At 72.7% G+C, this 15,275-nt stretch carries 14 protein-coding genes; 12 read left to right on the forward strand and 2 right to left on the reverse strand.

Annotation, left to right across the window (positions count from 1 at the left end; all coding sequences use genetic code 11):
- Nucleotides 1-10 precede the first annotated feature (10 nt).
- The 11 genes from ABZ576_RS11815 (at nucleotide 11) to ABZ576_RS11865 (ending at nucleotide 12,266) form a co-directional block, all read left to right on the forward strand.
- Nucleotides 11-2,062 carry an alpha-hydroxy-acid oxidizing protein gene (locus ABZ576_RS11815; RefSeq protein WP_360739060.1) on the forward strand — a complete coding sequence of 684 codons (2,052 nt, stop codon included), beginning with the start codon at nucleotides 11-13 and terminating at the stop codon, nucleotides 2,060-2,062.
- Nucleotides 2,059-2,751 (forward strand): class I SAM-dependent methyltransferase, encoded by a 693-nt coding sequence (locus ABZ576_RS11820; RefSeq protein WP_360739061.1) that lies wholly within the window; start codon nucleotides 2,059-2,061, stop codon nucleotides 2,749-2,751. Before ABZ576_RS11815 ends, ABZ576_RS11820 begins: the two co-directional genes overlap by 4 nt.
- Complete coding sequence (locus tag ABZ576_RS11825) at nucleotides 2,748-4,019, forward strand: MFS transporter (protein WP_360739062.1); 1,272 nt, start codon at nucleotides 2,748-2,750, stop codon at nucleotides 4,017-4,019. Before ABZ576_RS11820 ends, ABZ576_RS11825 begins: the two co-directional genes overlap by 4 nt.
- Entirely contained in the window at nucleotides 4,016-5,044 is a 1,029-nt protein-coding gene (locus tag ABZ576_RS11830) for a hypothetical protein (protein ID WP_360739063.1), read from the forward strand. The genes ABZ576_RS11825 and ABZ576_RS11830 overlap by 4 nt, the downstream gene beginning before the upstream one ends.
- Nucleotides 5,041-5,889, forward strand: a complete 849-nt coding sequence (locus tag ABZ576_RS11835; RefSeq protein ID WP_360739064.1) for a nucleotidyltransferase domain-containing protein — start codon at nucleotides 5,041-5,043, stop codon at nucleotides 5,887-5,889. The genes ABZ576_RS11830 and ABZ576_RS11835 overlap by 4 nt, the downstream gene beginning before the upstream one ends.
- Nucleotides 5,890-5,942: 53 nt before the next feature.
- Complete coding sequence (locus ABZ576_RS11840; protein ID WP_360739066.1) at nucleotides 5,943-7,013, forward strand: amidohydrolase family protein; 1,071 nt, start codon at nucleotides 5,943-5,945, stop codon at nucleotides 7,011-7,013.
- Nucleotides 7,010-8,182 carry a hypothetical protein gene (locus ABZ576_RS11845; protein ID WP_360739067.1) on the forward strand — a complete coding sequence of 391 codons (1,173 nt, stop codon included), beginning with the start codon at nucleotides 7,010-7,012 and terminating at the stop codon, nucleotides 8,180-8,182. Before ABZ576_RS11840 ends, ABZ576_RS11845 begins: the two co-directional genes overlap by 4 nt.
- Complete coding sequence (locus ABZ576_RS11850; protein WP_360739069.1) at nucleotides 8,179-9,414, forward strand: ATP-grasp domain-containing protein; 1,236 nt, start codon at nucleotides 8,179-8,181, stop codon at nucleotides 9,412-9,414. The genes ABZ576_RS11845 and ABZ576_RS11850 overlap by 4 nt, the downstream gene beginning before the upstream one ends.
- 6 nt (nucleotides 9,415-9,420) lie before the next feature.
- Nucleotides 9,421-10,194, forward strand: coding sequence for an inositol monophosphatase family protein (locus tag ABZ576_RS11855; RefSeq protein ID WP_360739070.1), 774 nt, complete (start codon nucleotides 9,421-9,423; stop codon nucleotides 10,192-10,194).
- A complete protein-coding gene (locus tag ABZ576_RS11860) occupies nucleotides 10,191-11,414 on the forward strand; it encodes an ATP-dependent carboxylate-amine ligase (RefSeq protein WP_360739071.1) in 1,224 nt (407 codons plus the stop codon). Before ABZ576_RS11855 ends, ABZ576_RS11860 begins: the two co-directional genes overlap by 4 nt.
- An 87-nt stretch (nucleotides 11,415-11,501) precedes the next feature.
- Nucleotides 11,502-12,266, forward strand: coding sequence for a metallophosphoesterase family protein (locus tag ABZ576_RS11865; RefSeq protein WP_360739072.1), 765 nt, complete (start codon nucleotides 11,502-11,504; stop codon nucleotides 12,264-12,266).
- 120 nt (nucleotides 12,267-12,386) lie between these two features.
- On the opposite strand, the gene ABZ576_RS11870 is transcribed toward ABZ576_RS11865, so the two are convergent.
- Complete coding sequence (locus ABZ576_RS11870; RefSeq protein ID WP_360739074.1) at nucleotides 12,387-13,634, reverse strand: SGNH/GDSL hydrolase family protein; 1,248 nt, start codon at nucleotides 13,632-13,634, stop codon at nucleotides 12,387-12,389.
- 352 nt (nucleotides 13,635-13,986) lie between these two features.
- Here ABZ576_RS11870 and ABZ576_RS11875 point away from each other — a divergent pair, with 352 nt between their 5' ends.
- On the forward strand, nucleotides 13,987-14,778 hold the full coding sequence (locus tag ABZ576_RS11875; RefSeq protein WP_360739075.1) for an alpha/beta fold hydrolase: 792 nt from the start codon (nucleotides 13,987-13,989) through the stop codon (nucleotides 14,776-14,778).
- Between the two features lie 156 nt (nucleotides 14,779-14,934).
- Here ABZ576_RS11875 and ABZ576_RS11880 read toward each other — a convergent pair whose 3' ends face one another.
- On the reverse strand, nucleotides 14,935-15,246 hold the full coding sequence (locus ABZ576_RS11880) for an antibiotic biosynthesis monooxygenase family protein (RefSeq protein WP_360739076.1): 312 nt from the start codon (nucleotides 15,244-15,246) through the stop codon (nucleotides 14,935-14,937).
- Nucleotides 15,247-15,275 lie beyond the last annotated feature (29 nt).

Consider the following 15,275-nt stretch of genomic DNA (forward strand, 5'->3'; position numbering starts at 1 on the left):
AGGTGACCTCATGAACGACCTGCGCATGGGCATAGGCGTGCACAGCCCCGTCACGGCGCTGCTGGCGGAGGAGGCAGGCGCCGACGTCCTCTGGCTCGGCAGCCTGGAGATGTCCACCAGCCGCGGAGTGCCGGACCAGGAGGTCCTGGAGCCACACGAGATCGCCGGGATCATCTCCTCGGTGCGGGCGGTGACCTCACTGCCGATCTACGTCGACGCCGACACCGGCCGGGGCAGCGACGAACTGGCCGTTCTGGCGACCAAGCTGTACGAGGACGCCGGCGCCGACGCGATCTGCGTGGAGGACAACCTCTTCCCCAAGCGGAACTCGCTCGACGACCGCTTCGGCGGCCGGGAGCTGCTTGACCCGAAAGTCTTCGCCGACCGGATATCGGCGATGGTGGCCGCCCGCCGTTCACTGAAGGTCATCGCCAGGACCGAAGCCCTGGTGGCCGGCCATGGCACGGACGCGGCGGTCGAGCGGCTGCGGCGATACGCGGCCGCCGGCGCGGACGCCCTGTTCGCACAGGCGAACCGGGCCAGCGCCGACCAGCTGCTCCCGGTGGTGGAGAAGATCGCTCCGCTGCGCCCCATGGTGCTGGCGCCCACCGTGCTGCCCCACACCGATGCCGAGGCGTTCGCGGAGTACGGCCCGGTGACGGTCCTCTTCGCCAACGTCATCATGCGGAACCTGGTGGCGGGGACCTCCCGTGTGCTGCGGGAGGTGATGAGCTCCCGGCGGCTGACCTCGGTCGCGTCGGAACTGGCCGACGTGGAACGGCTGTTCGAGCTGACCGAGCGGGCCCGTGTGGCCGGCCGCGGGCCCGGGTCCGGCGCGCGGGCATCGGACGGGCGGGCTTCCGGCGGGCAGGCACCGGACGGGCGGGGGCCCGGGGCCGATCCGGTGGACGAGCGGCGGCCCGGCGGCGCCGTCATCGCCACGGAGGGCGCCGCACCTGCCGGCACATCCGTGGCGGACGCGCCGGCCGACCGGGAACGAGCCCGGCTGCTGATGGCCGAGGCGGCCTTCGACTACTGCGCGGGCGGTGCGGGGGACGAGTCGGGGATGCGGCGCAACGTGGAGCGGCTGGACGCCCTCACCCTGACCCCGCGGGTCCTGCGCGACGTCTCGGAACGGAGCACCGTCACCGAGCTGTTCGGCAGGCGGCTGGCCGCGCCGGTGCTGGTGACCCCCATGGGGCTCCAGGCGCTGTGCCACCCGGACGCCGAGGTGGCCACCGCGGGGGCCGCCGACTCGCTCGGCCTCGGCTTCACGCTGTCGATGTTCAGTTCGCGGCCCGTCGAGGAGGTCGCACCCGCAGCCCCCGGCCTGTGGCAGCAGATCTACCTGCTGCGGGAACGCGAGGTCAGCTGGTCGATGCTGCGCAGGGCCGAGGAGGCCGGGGCGGGCGCGGTGGTCTGCACCGTGGACGTGCCGGTCGTCGGCCGCCGCAGCCGGGACGCGCGCAACCGGTTCAGCAGGTTCGACGCGGCACCGCCCGCCATCGTGCGGGACCCGTCCTTCCTCGACCTCCTCGAACACCGCAGGAAGCGCACGCCCTCGCTCACCGCGGCGGACCTGGTGTCGGAACTCTTCCCCGACCCCGCCGTGTCCTGGGCCGACCTGGCGAGCCTGCGGTCGCGCACCCGGCTGCCGCTGATCGTCAAGGGGATCCTGCACCCGGCGGACGCCGAACGCGCCGTGGACGCGGGCGCCGACGCGATCCAGGTGTCCACGCACGGCGGCCGGCAGTCCGACCGGCACGTGGCGTCGGTGGACGCGCTGCCCGCCGTGGTGTCGGCGGTGGGCGACCGGGTGCCCGTCCTGTTCGACTCCGGGGTGCGCAGTGGGGCGCACATCGCGTCCGTGCTGAGCCTCGGCGCGAGCGCCGTCCTCGTCGGCAGGCCGGTGCTGTGGGGCCTCGCCTCGGGCGGCCGGGAAGGCGCCGCCAAGGCACTCGCCTCCCTGCTGACCGAACTGGACCACACCATGGCCCTCCTCGGGGCCCCCGCCGTCACCGACCTCGGCCGTGAACCGGCCGGTTCCCTGGAGCAGGCATGACCACAGCGAACACGAGCGGCAGCACGACAGCGCACCAGCACTGGGACGAGGTGTGGAAGACCAGCGACGGCCGCGCCGACTGGTCCAGGGTCGACCCCTGGGTCGCGGACACCCTCGGCCTGCTGCGCGAGCGGAAGGTACGGGACGTGCTGGACCTGGCCTGCGGGGTCGGGCGACACGCCGTCTTCTTCGCCCGGTCCGGCTTCACGTGCTGGGCGGTCGACGCCAGTGACACCGCGATCGAGCAGAGCCGGGCGGCGGCCGAAGAGGCGGGCGTGGACATCGACCTCCGGACCGGACCGATGCACCAGCTGCCGTACCCGGACGACCACTTCGACTACGTACTGGCCTACAACGCCATCTACCACGGCGACCGGGACGCGGTGCGCAGCCACGTACGCGAGATCCACCGGGTGCTGCGGCCCGGGGGCCTGTACCAGCTGACCATGCTCTCGCACCGCAACCACAACCACGGCAAGGGGATCGAGGTGGGTCAGGGCGCCTTCGTGCAGCCGGAGGCGACGGACGACAAGGTGCATCCGCACTTCTACTGCGACGCCGCGGAGCTGATCGCCCTCAACGAGCCGGCGGCGCTGCTCCAGGCACACGACCAGGAGCACTCGGCCCCCGGATCGTTCCACTGGCACTGCCTGTTCGAGCTGCCCAGGGAGGCAGGGGGGCCCGAGTGACGCGGGAGCGCCGGTCGGCGCTGGCGGCGCGGATCACGCGGCCGGCGCAGCTCCAGGCGTTCAGGGCGAAGGACTTCCGGTACCTGTGGGCCGGGTTCGCCGTCTCGCTCCTCGGCGACGGCATGATGTTCGTCGCCCTGCCGTGGCTCGTGCTGTCGCTGGACGACACCACCACGGCGCTGGCCGCGATCGGCGTGGTGATGGCGGTGACCGCCCTGCCCGCCGCCCTCCTCGCCGGCTCCTGGGTGAACAAGTACGGCGCACGAAGGGTGATGCTCGCGGGGGATCTGCTGCGCGCGGCCGTGCTGGCCTCGATCGGGTCGCTGAGCCTGGCGGACGCGCTCACCACCTGGCACCTCTACGTGGGGCTGGCCGTCTTCTCCGCCGCGGAGGCCGCGTTCATACCGGCGTTCAACACCATGGTGCAGGCGCTGGTACCGGCGGAGCACCTGGTCGGCGCCAACTCCGTCGACCAGGTCATCCGCCCGCTGATGTGGCGGCTGATCGGGCCGGCCCTCGGCGGTGCGCTGGTCGCCGGGTCCGGCGCCGACTGGGTGTTCCTGGCGGACGCGCTGACCTTCGTCGTGTCGTTCGGCTTCCTGCTCAAGGTGGGGGCCGAACGCGAGCCGCTGGAACAGCAGGAGCCACGGAGCCTGCTGGCGGAGAGCCTCGACGGCTTCCGGTACGTGTGGCGGCACAAGTGGCTGCTCTACGCGTTCGCGGCCGGAGCGGTGACCGTGATCTGTGTGATGGGGCCGTGGAACGTCCTCGTGCCCTTCATCCTCCACGGCGCCGCCGCAGACGGCGCGCAGACCTACGGGCTGGTGCTGGCCGTCGGCGGCGTCGGCCAGATCAGCGGCGCGCTCCTCGTCGGCGGAAGGTCACTGGACCGGCGGACACTGCTCTGGCTCTACCTCGCCTGGGGCGGCATGGCCGGCGGGCTCGTGGGCTTCGCCTTCGACGCCTCGCTGGCGCCCGCGCTGATCGGGAGCTTCGTGATCAACGCGGCGCTCGCCATCTCCGCGGTCCTCTGGGGAGCGCTCCTCCAGAGCGCCGTGTCACGCGCCTACGTGGCACGCGTGTTCGGGATCGACTGGGCGCTGTCCCAGGTGCTGGTGCCGATCTCGTACTCGCTGACCGGCGCGTTCGCGGGGGTCACCTCCACCGACACGACGCTGCTGGTGGCCGCCGTGGGCGGGCTGATCTGCGTCCCAGCCGTGCTGGTCGTCCGGCAGGCACGGCGCATACCGGAGATGAGGAACCCTTGAGCGACGACACCCACCTCACCACGGCCGCCGCCTCCGACGGCACGGCCGGGGCCAGCGACGGCACGGCCGGCGCCACCGCCGACGAGGTCACTGCGCTGCTCGGCCGGCGCTTTGCCTGGCCCCGGGGGAGCGGTGTCCTGCTGGCCGGGTCCACCGCCGAAGGCGTGGCCATGCGCGGCTCCAACGTGAACGTGCTGGTGCTCGATGCGCCGGACGACTGGACACCGGACCACGAGAGCACCGGATCCGTGCTGCGGCCGATGAGCCTGGCCCGCAACCACCTCTTCCCCGGCGACCCCGTGGTCAACATGGACGTCCTGCGGGCACGCCCCCTGCACGACCTGGCCGAACTCGCCTCCGGCATGTCCCGGATCCAGGACCCGGGCACCCCCGACCTGGAACTCCCCGTGCTCGACACGCTGGAGATCCGCTTCCTCTCCCGGCTCCGCGGCGGCCGGGTGCTCCACGGACCGGAGACGGTGGAGCGCTGGCGGCTGCGTACAGGGGTGCGGTGGCTGCCCGCGTTCCACTGCGCCACCACCTACCTCACCGCCGACCACTTCCGCCGCAAGGCCCTGACGGCCCACGCCGACCGGCTGCCGCTCGACGCCTCCGTCCTGTTCCGGCTGGCCGTCGAACACCTCCTCATCAGCGCGCTGGCTGCCGAGGGCCGGGTGCTGCACGAGGTGAAGAACCTCGGCCGCACCATCGGCGCCGTCCGCGCGGCCGGAGCCCGGCAGTCACGCCTGTTCGAACAGGCCGTCCGCCTCCTGGGCCACGGCATGGAGCCCGGCCCGGCGCTGTTCGCCCTCTTCGACGAGTGCTCCGCCCACCTGCTGCGCGGGCTCGGATCCGCCCCCTACGGCCGTACGGCCGCCGACTACCTGGCAGGACAGGGCTACGCCGAGGCGGAGAGCGGCCCCGTGGAGGCGTGGGACCACGACGGGGGCGGAGAAAACCGGGCCCCGGCCGCACCAGGGCACGTCCGAACGGAACAGGGCCACGTCCAGGAGGCGCAGACATGAGCACGGCCGAGCTGAAAGCCCCCGAACTCCCCCCGGCGGTCCGCGACGTCGTCGACGGCCTGGCCGCGCTCCCCACGGTGCGGTCGGTCCGTGTCGCCGGCTCGCGCGCACGGGGCAAACCCACCAGTCCCGACAGCGACTGGGACATCCTCGCCTACACGGACACGCTCCCGGACCGCGACGAGCTGCGTCGACTGCTGCCGCCCGGTGCCGGAACCGGGAACCGGTCCGAGCCGCACACCGCGAACCCCGGACACCCCTTCCAGGAGACGGAGTTCACCGTCCCGGTCGCCCCCAGGATCGACGTCTGCCTCCGGCCGCTCGCCCACCTGCGGCAGGAGGAGGACCGGGCCGCCCGGGGGCTGTTCACCGTGCACTCCTACCCCAAGACGGCGGGCGGCGTGCCCTCGTACATCCTGCTGAGCGAGGCCGCGCTCTCCGCACCCGTCCACGGGGACGTGGGCACCGTGGCCTGCCCCGAGGCGCTCGTCGCCGCCGCCGTGCCGTGGTGGCGGGGGCGCGCCTCCTGCGCCCTGCTGCTGGCGATCGACCATGTCACGGCGGGCGAACCGCTGGGCGCCCTGGAGCACGTGCTCGCCGCGGCCACCTCGGTCGCCCACGCCAGGCTGATCTCCCGGGGCCGCTGGTACCCCATCACCAAACGCCTGCTCGGCGAGGCCGGCGCCCTCGACGACAGGGCACGCGAGCGCCTGGCCGAGCTGCCGGCAGGCAGGCTGACCGAGGCCGTGGTACGTCAGGCCGCGGACGACCTGGGCGTCGACGTCGACGACGGACTCGGCTGGCTCGCCGCAGGCGAGCACATGGGCCCCGGCCACCGGACCTGATGCGCATCCCACGCCTTTCGACAACCGCCGGAACGAGAAAGAAGGCGTCAGCCATGCCAGACACCCAGCTCTACGACTGCGACACGCACTTCACCGACCACCTGCCCGAACTCTGGGCGGAGATCGGCTTCTCCGCCGAGGAGGCCCCCGAAGTGGTCACGGAGGCGGGCACCACCCGGCTCAGGCTCGGCGACCGGCTGTTTCCCCGGCCGAGCGGCCCCGGGCACGGCAACCCCAAGGGCCTCGGCCACCTCATCGGCCCCGGTGAGGACGAGGACCGGGCCGCCTTCATGGCCAAGCACACCATCGCCGCCGCCCTCCTCCAGCCCGGCTTCGTCGGCCTGTCGGTACAGGCCGTCGACGACGAGGCGGCCCGAATCCGGCTGTTCGACGGCTACAACCGGCTGGCCGCGCGTTCCTGCGCCCGCTCCCCGCTGTCCCTGAAGTGGGCCTTCCTCGCCTCGGTCGAAGACCCCCGGTGGAGCGAGGAGACCCTGCGCAGGTACGCCGAGGACGAACACGACCAGAACCTGGTGGCCGTGGTGGTCCGGCCGACCGGCCGCACCCCCTCGGTCCGTCTCAACTCTCCCGCGGTGACACCGCTGCTGCTGACGGCGGCGCGGCTGGGGCTGCCGCTGTTCATCCACGGCGGCACCGGCTGCTTCCAGTGGTCCCCGCTGGCCGACGCCTACGACGACTACGCCATGACCCACGCCTTCGGGCACATGGGCGAGCACATGATCGCCCTCGCCGACCTGGTCACCCGGCCCGACGGGCTCCCCGACGGCCTCCGCATCGTCATGCTGGAGTCCGGCATCGCCTGGATACCCAGTGTGCTGGGGCGGCTGACCAGTCACACCCGGCGGCTCACCGGCTCCGTGACCACCCCGAGCGAGATCTTCAGCCGCCACTTCGCCGTCGTACCGGACCCCGGCGAGGAGCACGTGGACTGGGCCGTGCGGCAACTCGGCGCCGACTCCGTGCTCTTCGGCTCCGACTATCCGCACTGGGACACCGTGGAGGCCTCCGGCTGGCTGACCCGCTTCTCCGGCCTCTGCCCGCCGGAGAAACTCGCCGCCAACACCGCCCGGTTCGTGCCCGGCCTGCTGGGAGCGGCGTCATGAACGCGACACCGACGACAGGTTTCGACGACCGCGTCCGGCGGGACCACGACCGTCCCGTCCGCATCCTCGTCGTGGGCTGCGGCGATCTGTCGGTGCGTGTCCTGCACGGGCTGACCGCCACCTCGCAGCCCCGGCACCTGGCACTCCTCGGGCGCGACGGCGAAGCGGTCGTACGCACCGCGAACATGGTGTCGCTCGCCGCGACGCAGCTGGGCCGGCACTGCCCGGTCGACCCCCTCGTACACGACCTGGCCGACACCTCCGGCACCGCGGAGGCCATCGCACGGTTCGACCCGGACATCATCTTCTCGGCGGCCAGCCGGCAGTCCTGGTACGTCATCTCCGAACTCCCCGCCGACCGCTTCGCACGCGTCGGCGCCGCCCACTTCGGGCCCTGGCTGCCCATGCACCTGGACCCGGTGCTCAAGCTCATGAAGGCGGTACGCGCCTCGGGCACCAGCGCGGTGGTGGTGAACGCCTCCTACCCGGACGCGGTGCACCCCGCCCTCGCCGGGGCCGGCCTGAGCCCGGCGCTCGGCATCGGCAACGTGGCGAACTCCATACCGGCGCTCAGGATGATCGCGGCCCGGCACCTGGGGTGCGCCCCCGCCGACGTACAGCCGCGTTTCGTGGCCCACCACTTCGTCAGCCACCGGATCTCCCGTACCGGCGACAGCGGCGGCGCGGCCTACGACCTGACCTTCTGGCAGGGCGGCACGGAGGTCACCGACCGGCTGCCGATGGACACCGTGTTCCACTCGATGCGCACCGAATACCGCAGGACCGGGGGCCGTCAGGGACAACTGATGACCGCGGCGTCCGCGCTGGGCGTCCTCGAGCCACTGGCCGCCGCTTCCGAGTCCACGGTGCACGTACCCGGCTGGCACGGCCTGCCCGGCGGCTTCCCGGTCCGGATCACCCCGGACGGCACCGCACTCGACCTGCCGCCACGGCTCGGCGAGCGGGAGGCCACGGAGATCAACCGCGACGGACAGCGCCACGACGGGATCGCCCGCATCGCCGAGGACGGGCTCGTGGAGTTCACCGACGAGTCGGTGGAGATCATGCGGGAGGAACTCGGTTACACCTGCAAACAGCTGGCCCTCGCCGACGCGGAGGAAGCGGCGGACGAACTGGCCGCGCGCTACGCGGAGTACTGCCGGCGATGAGCAGCCGACCGAGGCACGTACTCGTCATCGACCACATCGGGTACCGCTACTACCAGGACACCGACGGCCGGAAGTTCCTGCCGGCGGACGGCAACCGCGTCCACCTCGTCACCGACATCCGCAAGCTGGACCAGGCGCGCGGTGACGAACTGGCCTCGGTCGTCGGCATTCCCCGCGGCGACGACGCACTGCTGGAGGCCGCGGCGCTCTTCCACCACGGCGCCCACGGGCACCCCGTGGAGCGCGTCGTGGCCATCAGCGAGGGCCTGCTGCTGGCCGCCGCCAGGCTGCGGGACAAGCTGGGGGTGCCGGGGCCCACGGAAGAGCAGGTCCTGGGCTACCGCGACAAGGTCACGATGAAGGACCGGCTGAAGGAGCACGGCATCCGCGTCCCCGACTACGCGCCCTTCTCCGAGAGCGCCGCACAGCGCCTCCTCGCCCGGCACGGCCGGGTGGTGGCGAAACCACGCCGCGGCGAGAGCTCCGCCGGGATCGCTTTCCTGGACGGCCCCGACGACCTGAGCCGGTTCCTCGCCGGCGCGGACCGCTCCGGCATCACCCCCGACACCTACGAAGTGGAGGAGCGCATCGACGGCACCCTCTTCCACATCGACAGCGTCGTCAGCAACGGCGTGCCACTCGCCGCGACCGCCGGCCGGAGCATCGAGGAGACGACGTCGTACCGGCACCTCGGTGCCTTCCGGGACGTCGCCGTCGGTCCGGGGGAGACGCTCGACCGGCTCCTCCGGTTCAACCGTGAGGTGCTGGCCTGCTACCCGCACTTCAGCGGCGTCACCCACCACGAGGTGTTCCTCAACGACGACGAGGTGGTCTTCTGCGAGATCGGCGGCCGTCCGGGCGGCGGCGGCATCATCCCCGGTTTCCACTCGCGCACCGGCGTCAACCTCGACGAGACGGCCGTCCGGGCACACCTGGGGGAGGAGATCACCCGGCCTTCGCCCCCGGCCGACCACCTCACCGGCTACGCGCTGGTCTACGCCCCGCCAGGCCGCCTGGAGACCGACCTGACGCCGCCCCCCACCGACTGGATCATCGACACCCAGCTGCGCTTCCAGGTCGGTGAGGTCATGCCGCGGCCCACGGGCTGGAACCAGGCGGCGGCCACGGTCACCGTCCGGGGGCGGTCCGAGGCGGAGGTGACGTCCCGTCTCGACCAGGTGATCGCCATGCTCCAGGACAGGCTGGGCAGCGGGAGCGGGAAGCGGGGGTGAGTGACCATGGCGGAGATCGAACGGTTCGCGATCATGATGGCGCAGCGCGCGGCGACGGAGATCCGCGCCACGGCCCGCCGGGCATACCGGGTGAGCCGCAAGAGCGGTCCGGAGGACCTGCTGACGGAGGCGGACCTCAGGGCCGAGGCGGTCATCACGGACCTGCTGCGAACGGCGCGGCCCGGTGACGCGGTCCTCGCGGAGGAGTCCGGTTACCGGCCCGGCCACACCGGGGTGACCTGGATCGTCGATCCGCTCGACGGAACGGCGAACTTCGTCCGTGCCTCGCCGCACTACGCGGTCAGCGTCGCCGCGGTCTCCGGGGCCGGGTGCCTGGCCGCCGCGATCGTCCGGCCCGCCGACGGACAGTGGATGGCCCTGCGCGACGGGGCGCTCGACGGCGACTTCACCCAGGACCCGCCCGCCGTGGCCGAGGGCGCACGGGTGGCCGTCGCGCTCCCCTACGGTGCCGCCGAGCTCGTCGAGGCCCGCGCGATCCTCGATCTGGTGGGACAGCGCTACGAGGTGGCGCGCACCGGTTCGGCGGCGTGCGACCTGCTGCGGGTGGCCACCGGCGCCCTGGACGCGCACGTCTCGGTGGCGCTCCCGTGGTGGGACACGGCAGCGGGCCACGGCCTGGTTCGCGCCAGCGGCCGGACCGTGGTGCACGGACGGTCACCGAGGCGCACCCGGATCGACATCTCGGGGCGGCCGGAGGTGGTGCGCTCGCTGGCGCGGCTGCTGGCGGAGCACTCCCACGTGAGGGAGGACGCGGCATGAGCGCACCCCGCCCCCGTCCGGAACGCCCCGCGCTGCTGCTGGTGATCAGCCGACGCCGGCGCTTCACCCGGCACGTGCTGGACAGACCGGACATCGACACGGTTCTGCTGTGCCCGGAGACCTCCACGGTCGAAGTGCCGGACGGCAGACCGGCGTTCCGCCTGCGCGCCGGCGTCCCGGCGGAGGAGGAGGCCGCGCGCTACCGGCGCTGGCTCTTCGACCTGGGCCTGCCGCGTCCGGCGTTCTTCTGCAACCCCGACGAGGCGGCGCAGCCCCTCGCCCACCGGTTCGCGGCCGCCGCCGGGCTGCCGCACCTGTCTCCCCGGCAAGTGCGGCTGGTCACCGACAAGGTGGCGATGAAGGAGCTGTTCGCCGCCGCGGACCTGCCGGCGGCACGCTTCCGCCCGGTCACCTCGGCCACCGAGGTGAAGGAGTTCGCCGACCGGCACGGCTGGCCCGTCATCGTCAAGCCCGCCGTCTCCGGTTCGGCGGTGGACACCTGGAAGGTCGACGCCGACCGGCTGGCCGCGATCGACCTGACGCTGAGGAGCCGCCCGGACCGGCGGTGGATCGCCGAGGAATACGTTCGGGGCACCGAGCACCAGCTGTGCGCGCTGGTACACGAAGGCAAGGTGCAGGACGCCTACATCGCGGTCAACCCGGCTCCCATACTGGACACGCTGGAGGGGGCCGTCAACGGCGACATCACGCTGGCTCCGTCGGAGCCGGAACCCGTCGACGGGCGCGCGGTGGCGCAGCGGATCACCGACGCACTCGATCTCCGCACCGGCTATCTGCACGGCGAGTTCTTCATCAGGGACGACGGATCGTTCGTCATGGGGGAGATAGCGGCGCGTCCGGGCGGTGCGGAACTGCCCACCAGCCACGGGCTCTCCCGCGGATTCGACATGCTGGCCGCGGTGGCGGACGTGTACGTGGGCCGCAGACCGGAACTGACGTACACCCGCGACCGTTCGGTCGGCGAGCTGCTGCTGCCGACCCGTCCCGGCGTCGTCACGGACATCTCGTCCCTGGCGGAACTCCTGGCCCTGCCCGGTGTGGTCTGCGGCGAGCTCACCGCCGCGGTGGGCGACCGGCTCGACCCACCGCGCGCCTCCAACGCCGCCAGCGGCCACGTGCACATCGAGGGAGAGAACTCGGGTGTCGTGCGGGAACGCATGGCTGAGGTGCTGTCCCGTTTCCGGCTGGAGGTGGCCTAGGCACCCCCCTAGGATTCCTGTACTCGTCGGCCCGGGCGAAGGGCCGACGGCAGCCCCGAACGCCCGATGTCTCCGAAAGGCCGCCCGATGGTCGCACGTGTCGCCGTCCTGTCCGATATCCATGGTGTGCTGCCGGCCCTGGAGGCGGTACTGGACGAACCCGATGTCATGGCGGCCGACCTGATCGTCGTCACCGGCGACCACGCGGCCGGTCCGCAGCCGGTCGAGGTACTGGACCGGCTGCGCGCCCTCGGTGACAGGGCGGTCCTGGTCCGCGGCAACGCCGACCGGGAACTGGTCGAGATGGCGCGGGGCGAGTTCCCGGCCGACCAGGCGTGGGAGATCGACCTGTGGGCCGCCGGACAACTGCGGGACGAGGACGTGGAATTCCTCGCGCAGCTACCCCACCCGGTGACCATGGAGGTCGACGGCTTCGGCACGGTGGTGTTCTGCCACGGGACACCGCGCGACGACGACGAGGTCGTCCTCGTGGACACCCGCCTGGACCGCTGGGCGGAGGTCTTCGCCGAACTGCCCGACGACGTACGGACGGTGGTGTGCGGGCACACCCACATGCCGTTCATGCGCCTCGTCGACGAGCGCCTCGTCGTCAACTCCGGCAGCATCGGCATGCCGTACGGCAGGGCCGGCAGCTCCTGGGCCCTGCTGCACGACGGACAGGTGCAGCTGCGGCACACCCGCTTCGACGTCGACGGCGCCGTCGACCGGGTCTCCGGACAGTCGGGCTACCACGGCTGCCGCGCGTGGGCCGAGCACTACGTCCGGGCGGTCACCACCGACGCCGAGGCAGTCCGCACGTTCGGCCCCCGGGACGGCCGGACCACCTCTTGAGCCGACGTCGCCGGCCGACGAGCGGCACTGCCCGCCGCTCACCCGCTCCCTCGGATCCGGGCGCCGGCCGCCCCTGTGGGACGGACGGCTCCGCCGGGCGTGGGAGCGGGTCCCCCACCGTCACGAGCTGTTCTCGCGTGCCACGACGTCCGTGAACACAGGGCCGCAGCCGGGCTGGGCACCCGGGGTGAAGCGGAGGTCGGTGTCCGGGCCGGTGGGCGTGAAGTCGTACGTCCACGTACGCCAGTCGTCGGTGACGGTCACGGTGGCCAGGGGGTGCCCCTCGGCCTGGATGCCGAAGGTCCTGCCGAGGGTGGCGGGCTCGCCGCAGGCCACGCTCGCGCCGAGCGTGTTGGCGCGGGCGCGGAAGGTGACCCGGACCGGACGGCCGGGGGTGGTGGCGAGCCGGGTGGAAATGCCGAGAAATCCGGGAGCCGTGAAGAGGCCGACCGCGTGGGAGCCGTTGTCGAGGCCGACGAGACGCCCGTGGCAGGCGTTCACGCCCTGGTTCGACCAGCCCGGGAAGCAGGCGGGGGCGTTACCGCGGGCCTGCTGCACCGCGTCGGAGAGCCAGGGGGTCTGGAGGTGCGGGTTGTGGTCGAGGATCGGGCCTCCCGCGGGAGCGGGCAGGTGGGCGTGGAGGGCGTCGCGCCAGACGGCCGCCATCTTGGCGTAGCCCTGGTCGTTGGGGTGGACGAGGTCGGACAGGTCGTCGCCTCCCTGCGGTGAGGCGTGGAGCGCAGGGGCCATGTCGACGAAGAAGACCCGGTTCCCGCCCCCGGTTTCCTGGGCGATCCGGCGCACATGGCGGTTGTACTCGTCGATGTGCGCCTGCCACGGCGGCACCCGGGAGGGGATGACCGAGGCGAGCAGGATGCCGGCGGACGGGGCCAGGCGCCGCAGGGTCTCGACGAAGGCGCGCAGCTGACCGGGGGCGGCGGTGTATTCGGGGCCGTACATGTTGTTCGTGCCGATGTGGACGAGCACCCAGTCCGGGCGGGCGGCCGGGACCCACTGCGGGAGCAGCTCGGCGAGCGCCTGGATGGTGATGCCGGAGATCGCGGCGTAGTCGGGATCTCCTTGCGGTTCGAGGGCGTCGACATACGGCCCGGCGAAGTCCACGTCCTGGCCGAGGCGGTGGAGGTGGTCGAAGAGTGCGTCGCGGTAGCCGGCCATACCGGTACTGCCCACGCCTACGGTGATGGAGTCGCCCAGTGGCATGATCCGTACGGGGCGGGGAGGCTCGTCCGACGTGCCTCCGCCGAGCACACCGTCCGGCCCCGCCGCTGCACGGGCGTTCGGTACCTGCACGGCGCCGCGGGAGGTGGCCTCCGCGCCGGTGTCGTGCGGTGTTCGGCTGGATTGCATGACCTCTCCCGACGGGACCGTGGTCGGAGCCCCACGGTCGCGGGGCGACGCTGGTCACCCGGGACATGCCCGTCGGCCTCGGTGATTGCGCGCCGGGAGGCAGGGGACCACACGGAAAGAGGACGCGGCGAACCCCCGTGCGGTCCGCCGGCGGCGGGCCCCGCACCGGCCGGGCCACGGCCGTACGACGCGTTCGTCCCGGGCGTCAACGGTGGCCGAGGCCGGCTCCTCATGCCGGCCGGCCCCTTGTCCGATCGCCACGCACCCCGGTGGACGTACGAGGCCGGCCCCGGCCGCGGGGCCCGAGCGGGAGATACTGGGCCCGCCGGCACACGAGTGAGGGGACCAGCCGATGACGTACGCGACGGCACCGGACGGAACCCGCATCGCCTACCAGCTGCAAGGCGAGGGAGCGCCGCTGGTCCTGCTGGCGGGCCAGGCCAACAACCACCACTGGTGGGACGCGGTCCGCGCCGACTTCCACCCCGCCCGCAGCACCCTCACCCTCGACTACCGGGGCACCGGCGACAGCGACAAGCCCGACACCCCCCACAGCACCGAACTGTTCGCCCAGGACGTCATCACCGTCCTCGACGAACTCGGCATCGACCGGGCCGACGTCTACGGCACGTCCATGGGCGGCCGCGTGGCCCAGCAACTCGCCGCCCGCCACCCGCACCGGGTCGGCGCCCTGGTCCTCGGCTGCACTTCACCCGGCGGCCCGCACGGCATCGAACGCGGCGACGAAGTCCGTCGAGCCCTGGCCCAGCCCCGGCCCGGAGCCGCGCGGCAGGCCCTGCTGGAGCTGATGTACACCCCCGAATGGCTCGCCGACCACCCCGGTCCGCACCACACCCTCGGCGACCCCGCCATGCCCGCCCACTCCCGACGCCACCACCTCACGGCCAGCAACCGGCACAACGCCTGGGACCTTCTGCCCGCCATCAGCGCACCCACCCTGGTCGTCCACGGAACGGACGACCTGCTCAACCCCACCGCAAACGCACCCCTGCTCGCCGACCGCATCCCCGGTGCCCGCCTCCACCTCATCTCCGGAGCCAGGCACGCCTACTTCGAAGAAGCCCGCGCCCACGCCGGCCCCCTCGTCCTCGACTTCCTCACCAGCGCCGCGCACCAGCCGTAGAAACACCGCGGCCGCCTCCGGCCGACGAACCGGCCGACGAACCGGCCGACGAACCGGCCGGCCCCGGCGGCGAGACCATGGCGGCCGCTCACCGGCGGTCCGGCGAGCGGGGCGCGGTCACCGGGGAGCCCCGGTGACCGCCGCTTGCCGTGTGCCTCACTCCCCGGCGGGCGTCCCGGCCGGGTCCGCCGCGAAGTGCCGCAGTTCCGGCGCCTTGGCGAAGAAGTGTTCGATGGCCTCGGCGAAACGGGGTGCCTGCTCGCTCTTGGGGAACATCTCGACGTGGTGTTCGAGGGACGCCCAGCCGACCCGCAGCAGATAGGCGCCGGGCGTCTCGACGTCGCGGTGCAGGTCGACCGATACGCAGCCCTCGGCGGACTTGAGGATGGGAGCGGCTGTGAGCAGTGCCTGCTCGAACTCCTCCTCGCGGCCGGGGGTGATGTACAGGTAGGCGTTCTCGTAGATCATCGTGTGTCCTTGCCTTTCGCGTGTGGGCT

The organism is Streptomyces sp. NPDC013455, from assembly GCF_040632975.1.
Taxonomy (GTDB): Bacteria; Actinomycetota; Actinomycetes; order Streptomycetales; family Streptomycetaceae; genus Streptomyces.

What these genes read in the sequence shown, in the direction of transcription:
- ABZ576_RS11855 (WP_360739070.1), top strand. Translation starts at nt 9,421, where the DNA reads ATGGCGGAGATCGAACGGTTCGCGATCATGATGGCGCAGCGCGCGGCG.
- ABZ576_RS11860 (WP_360739071.1), top strand. Translation starts at nt 10,191, where the DNA reads ATGAGCGCACCCCGCCCCCGTCCGGAACGCCCCGCGCTGCTGCTGGTG.
- ABZ576_RS11870 (WP_360739074.1), bottom strand. Translation starts at nt 13,634, where the DNA reads ATGCAATCCAGCCGAACACCGCACGACACCGGCGCGGAGGCCACCTCC.
- ABZ576_RS11820 (WP_360739061.1), top strand. Translation starts at nt 2,059, where the DNA reads ATGACCACAGCGAACACGAGCGGCAGCACGACAGCGCACCAGCACTGG.
- ABZ576_RS11840 (WP_360739066.1), top strand. Translation starts at nt 5,943, where the DNA reads ATGCCAGACACCCAGCTCTACGACTGCGACACGCACTTCACCGACCAC.
- ABZ576_RS11850 (WP_360739069.1), top strand. Translation starts at nt 8,179, where the DNA reads ATGAGCAGCCGACCGAGGCACGTACTCGTCATCGACCACATCGGGTAC.
- ABZ576_RS11845 (WP_360739067.1), top strand. Translation starts at nt 7,010, where the DNA reads ATGAACGCGACACCGACGACAGGTTTCGACGACCGCGTCCGGCGGGAC.
- ABZ576_RS11815 (WP_360739060.1), top strand. Translation starts at nt 11, where the DNA reads ATGAACGACCTGCGCATGGGCATAGGCGTGCACAGCCCCGTCACGGCG.
- ABZ576_RS11835 (WP_360739064.1), top strand. Translation starts at nt 5,041, where the DNA reads ATGAGCACGGCCGAGCTGAAAGCCCCCGAACTCCCCCCGGCGGTCCGC.
- ABZ576_RS11875 (WP_360739075.1), top strand. Translation starts at nt 13,987, where the DNA reads ATGACGTACGCGACGGCACCGGACGGAACCCGCATCGCCTACCAGCTG.
- ABZ576_RS11880 (WP_360739076.1), bottom strand. Translation starts at nt 15,246, where the DNA reads ATGATCTACGAGAACGCCTACCTGTACATCACCCCCGGCCGCGAGGAG.
- ABZ576_RS11865 (WP_360739072.1), top strand. Translation starts at nt 11,502, where the DNA reads ATGGTCGCACGTGTCGCCGTCCTGTCCGATATCCATGGTGTGCTGCCG.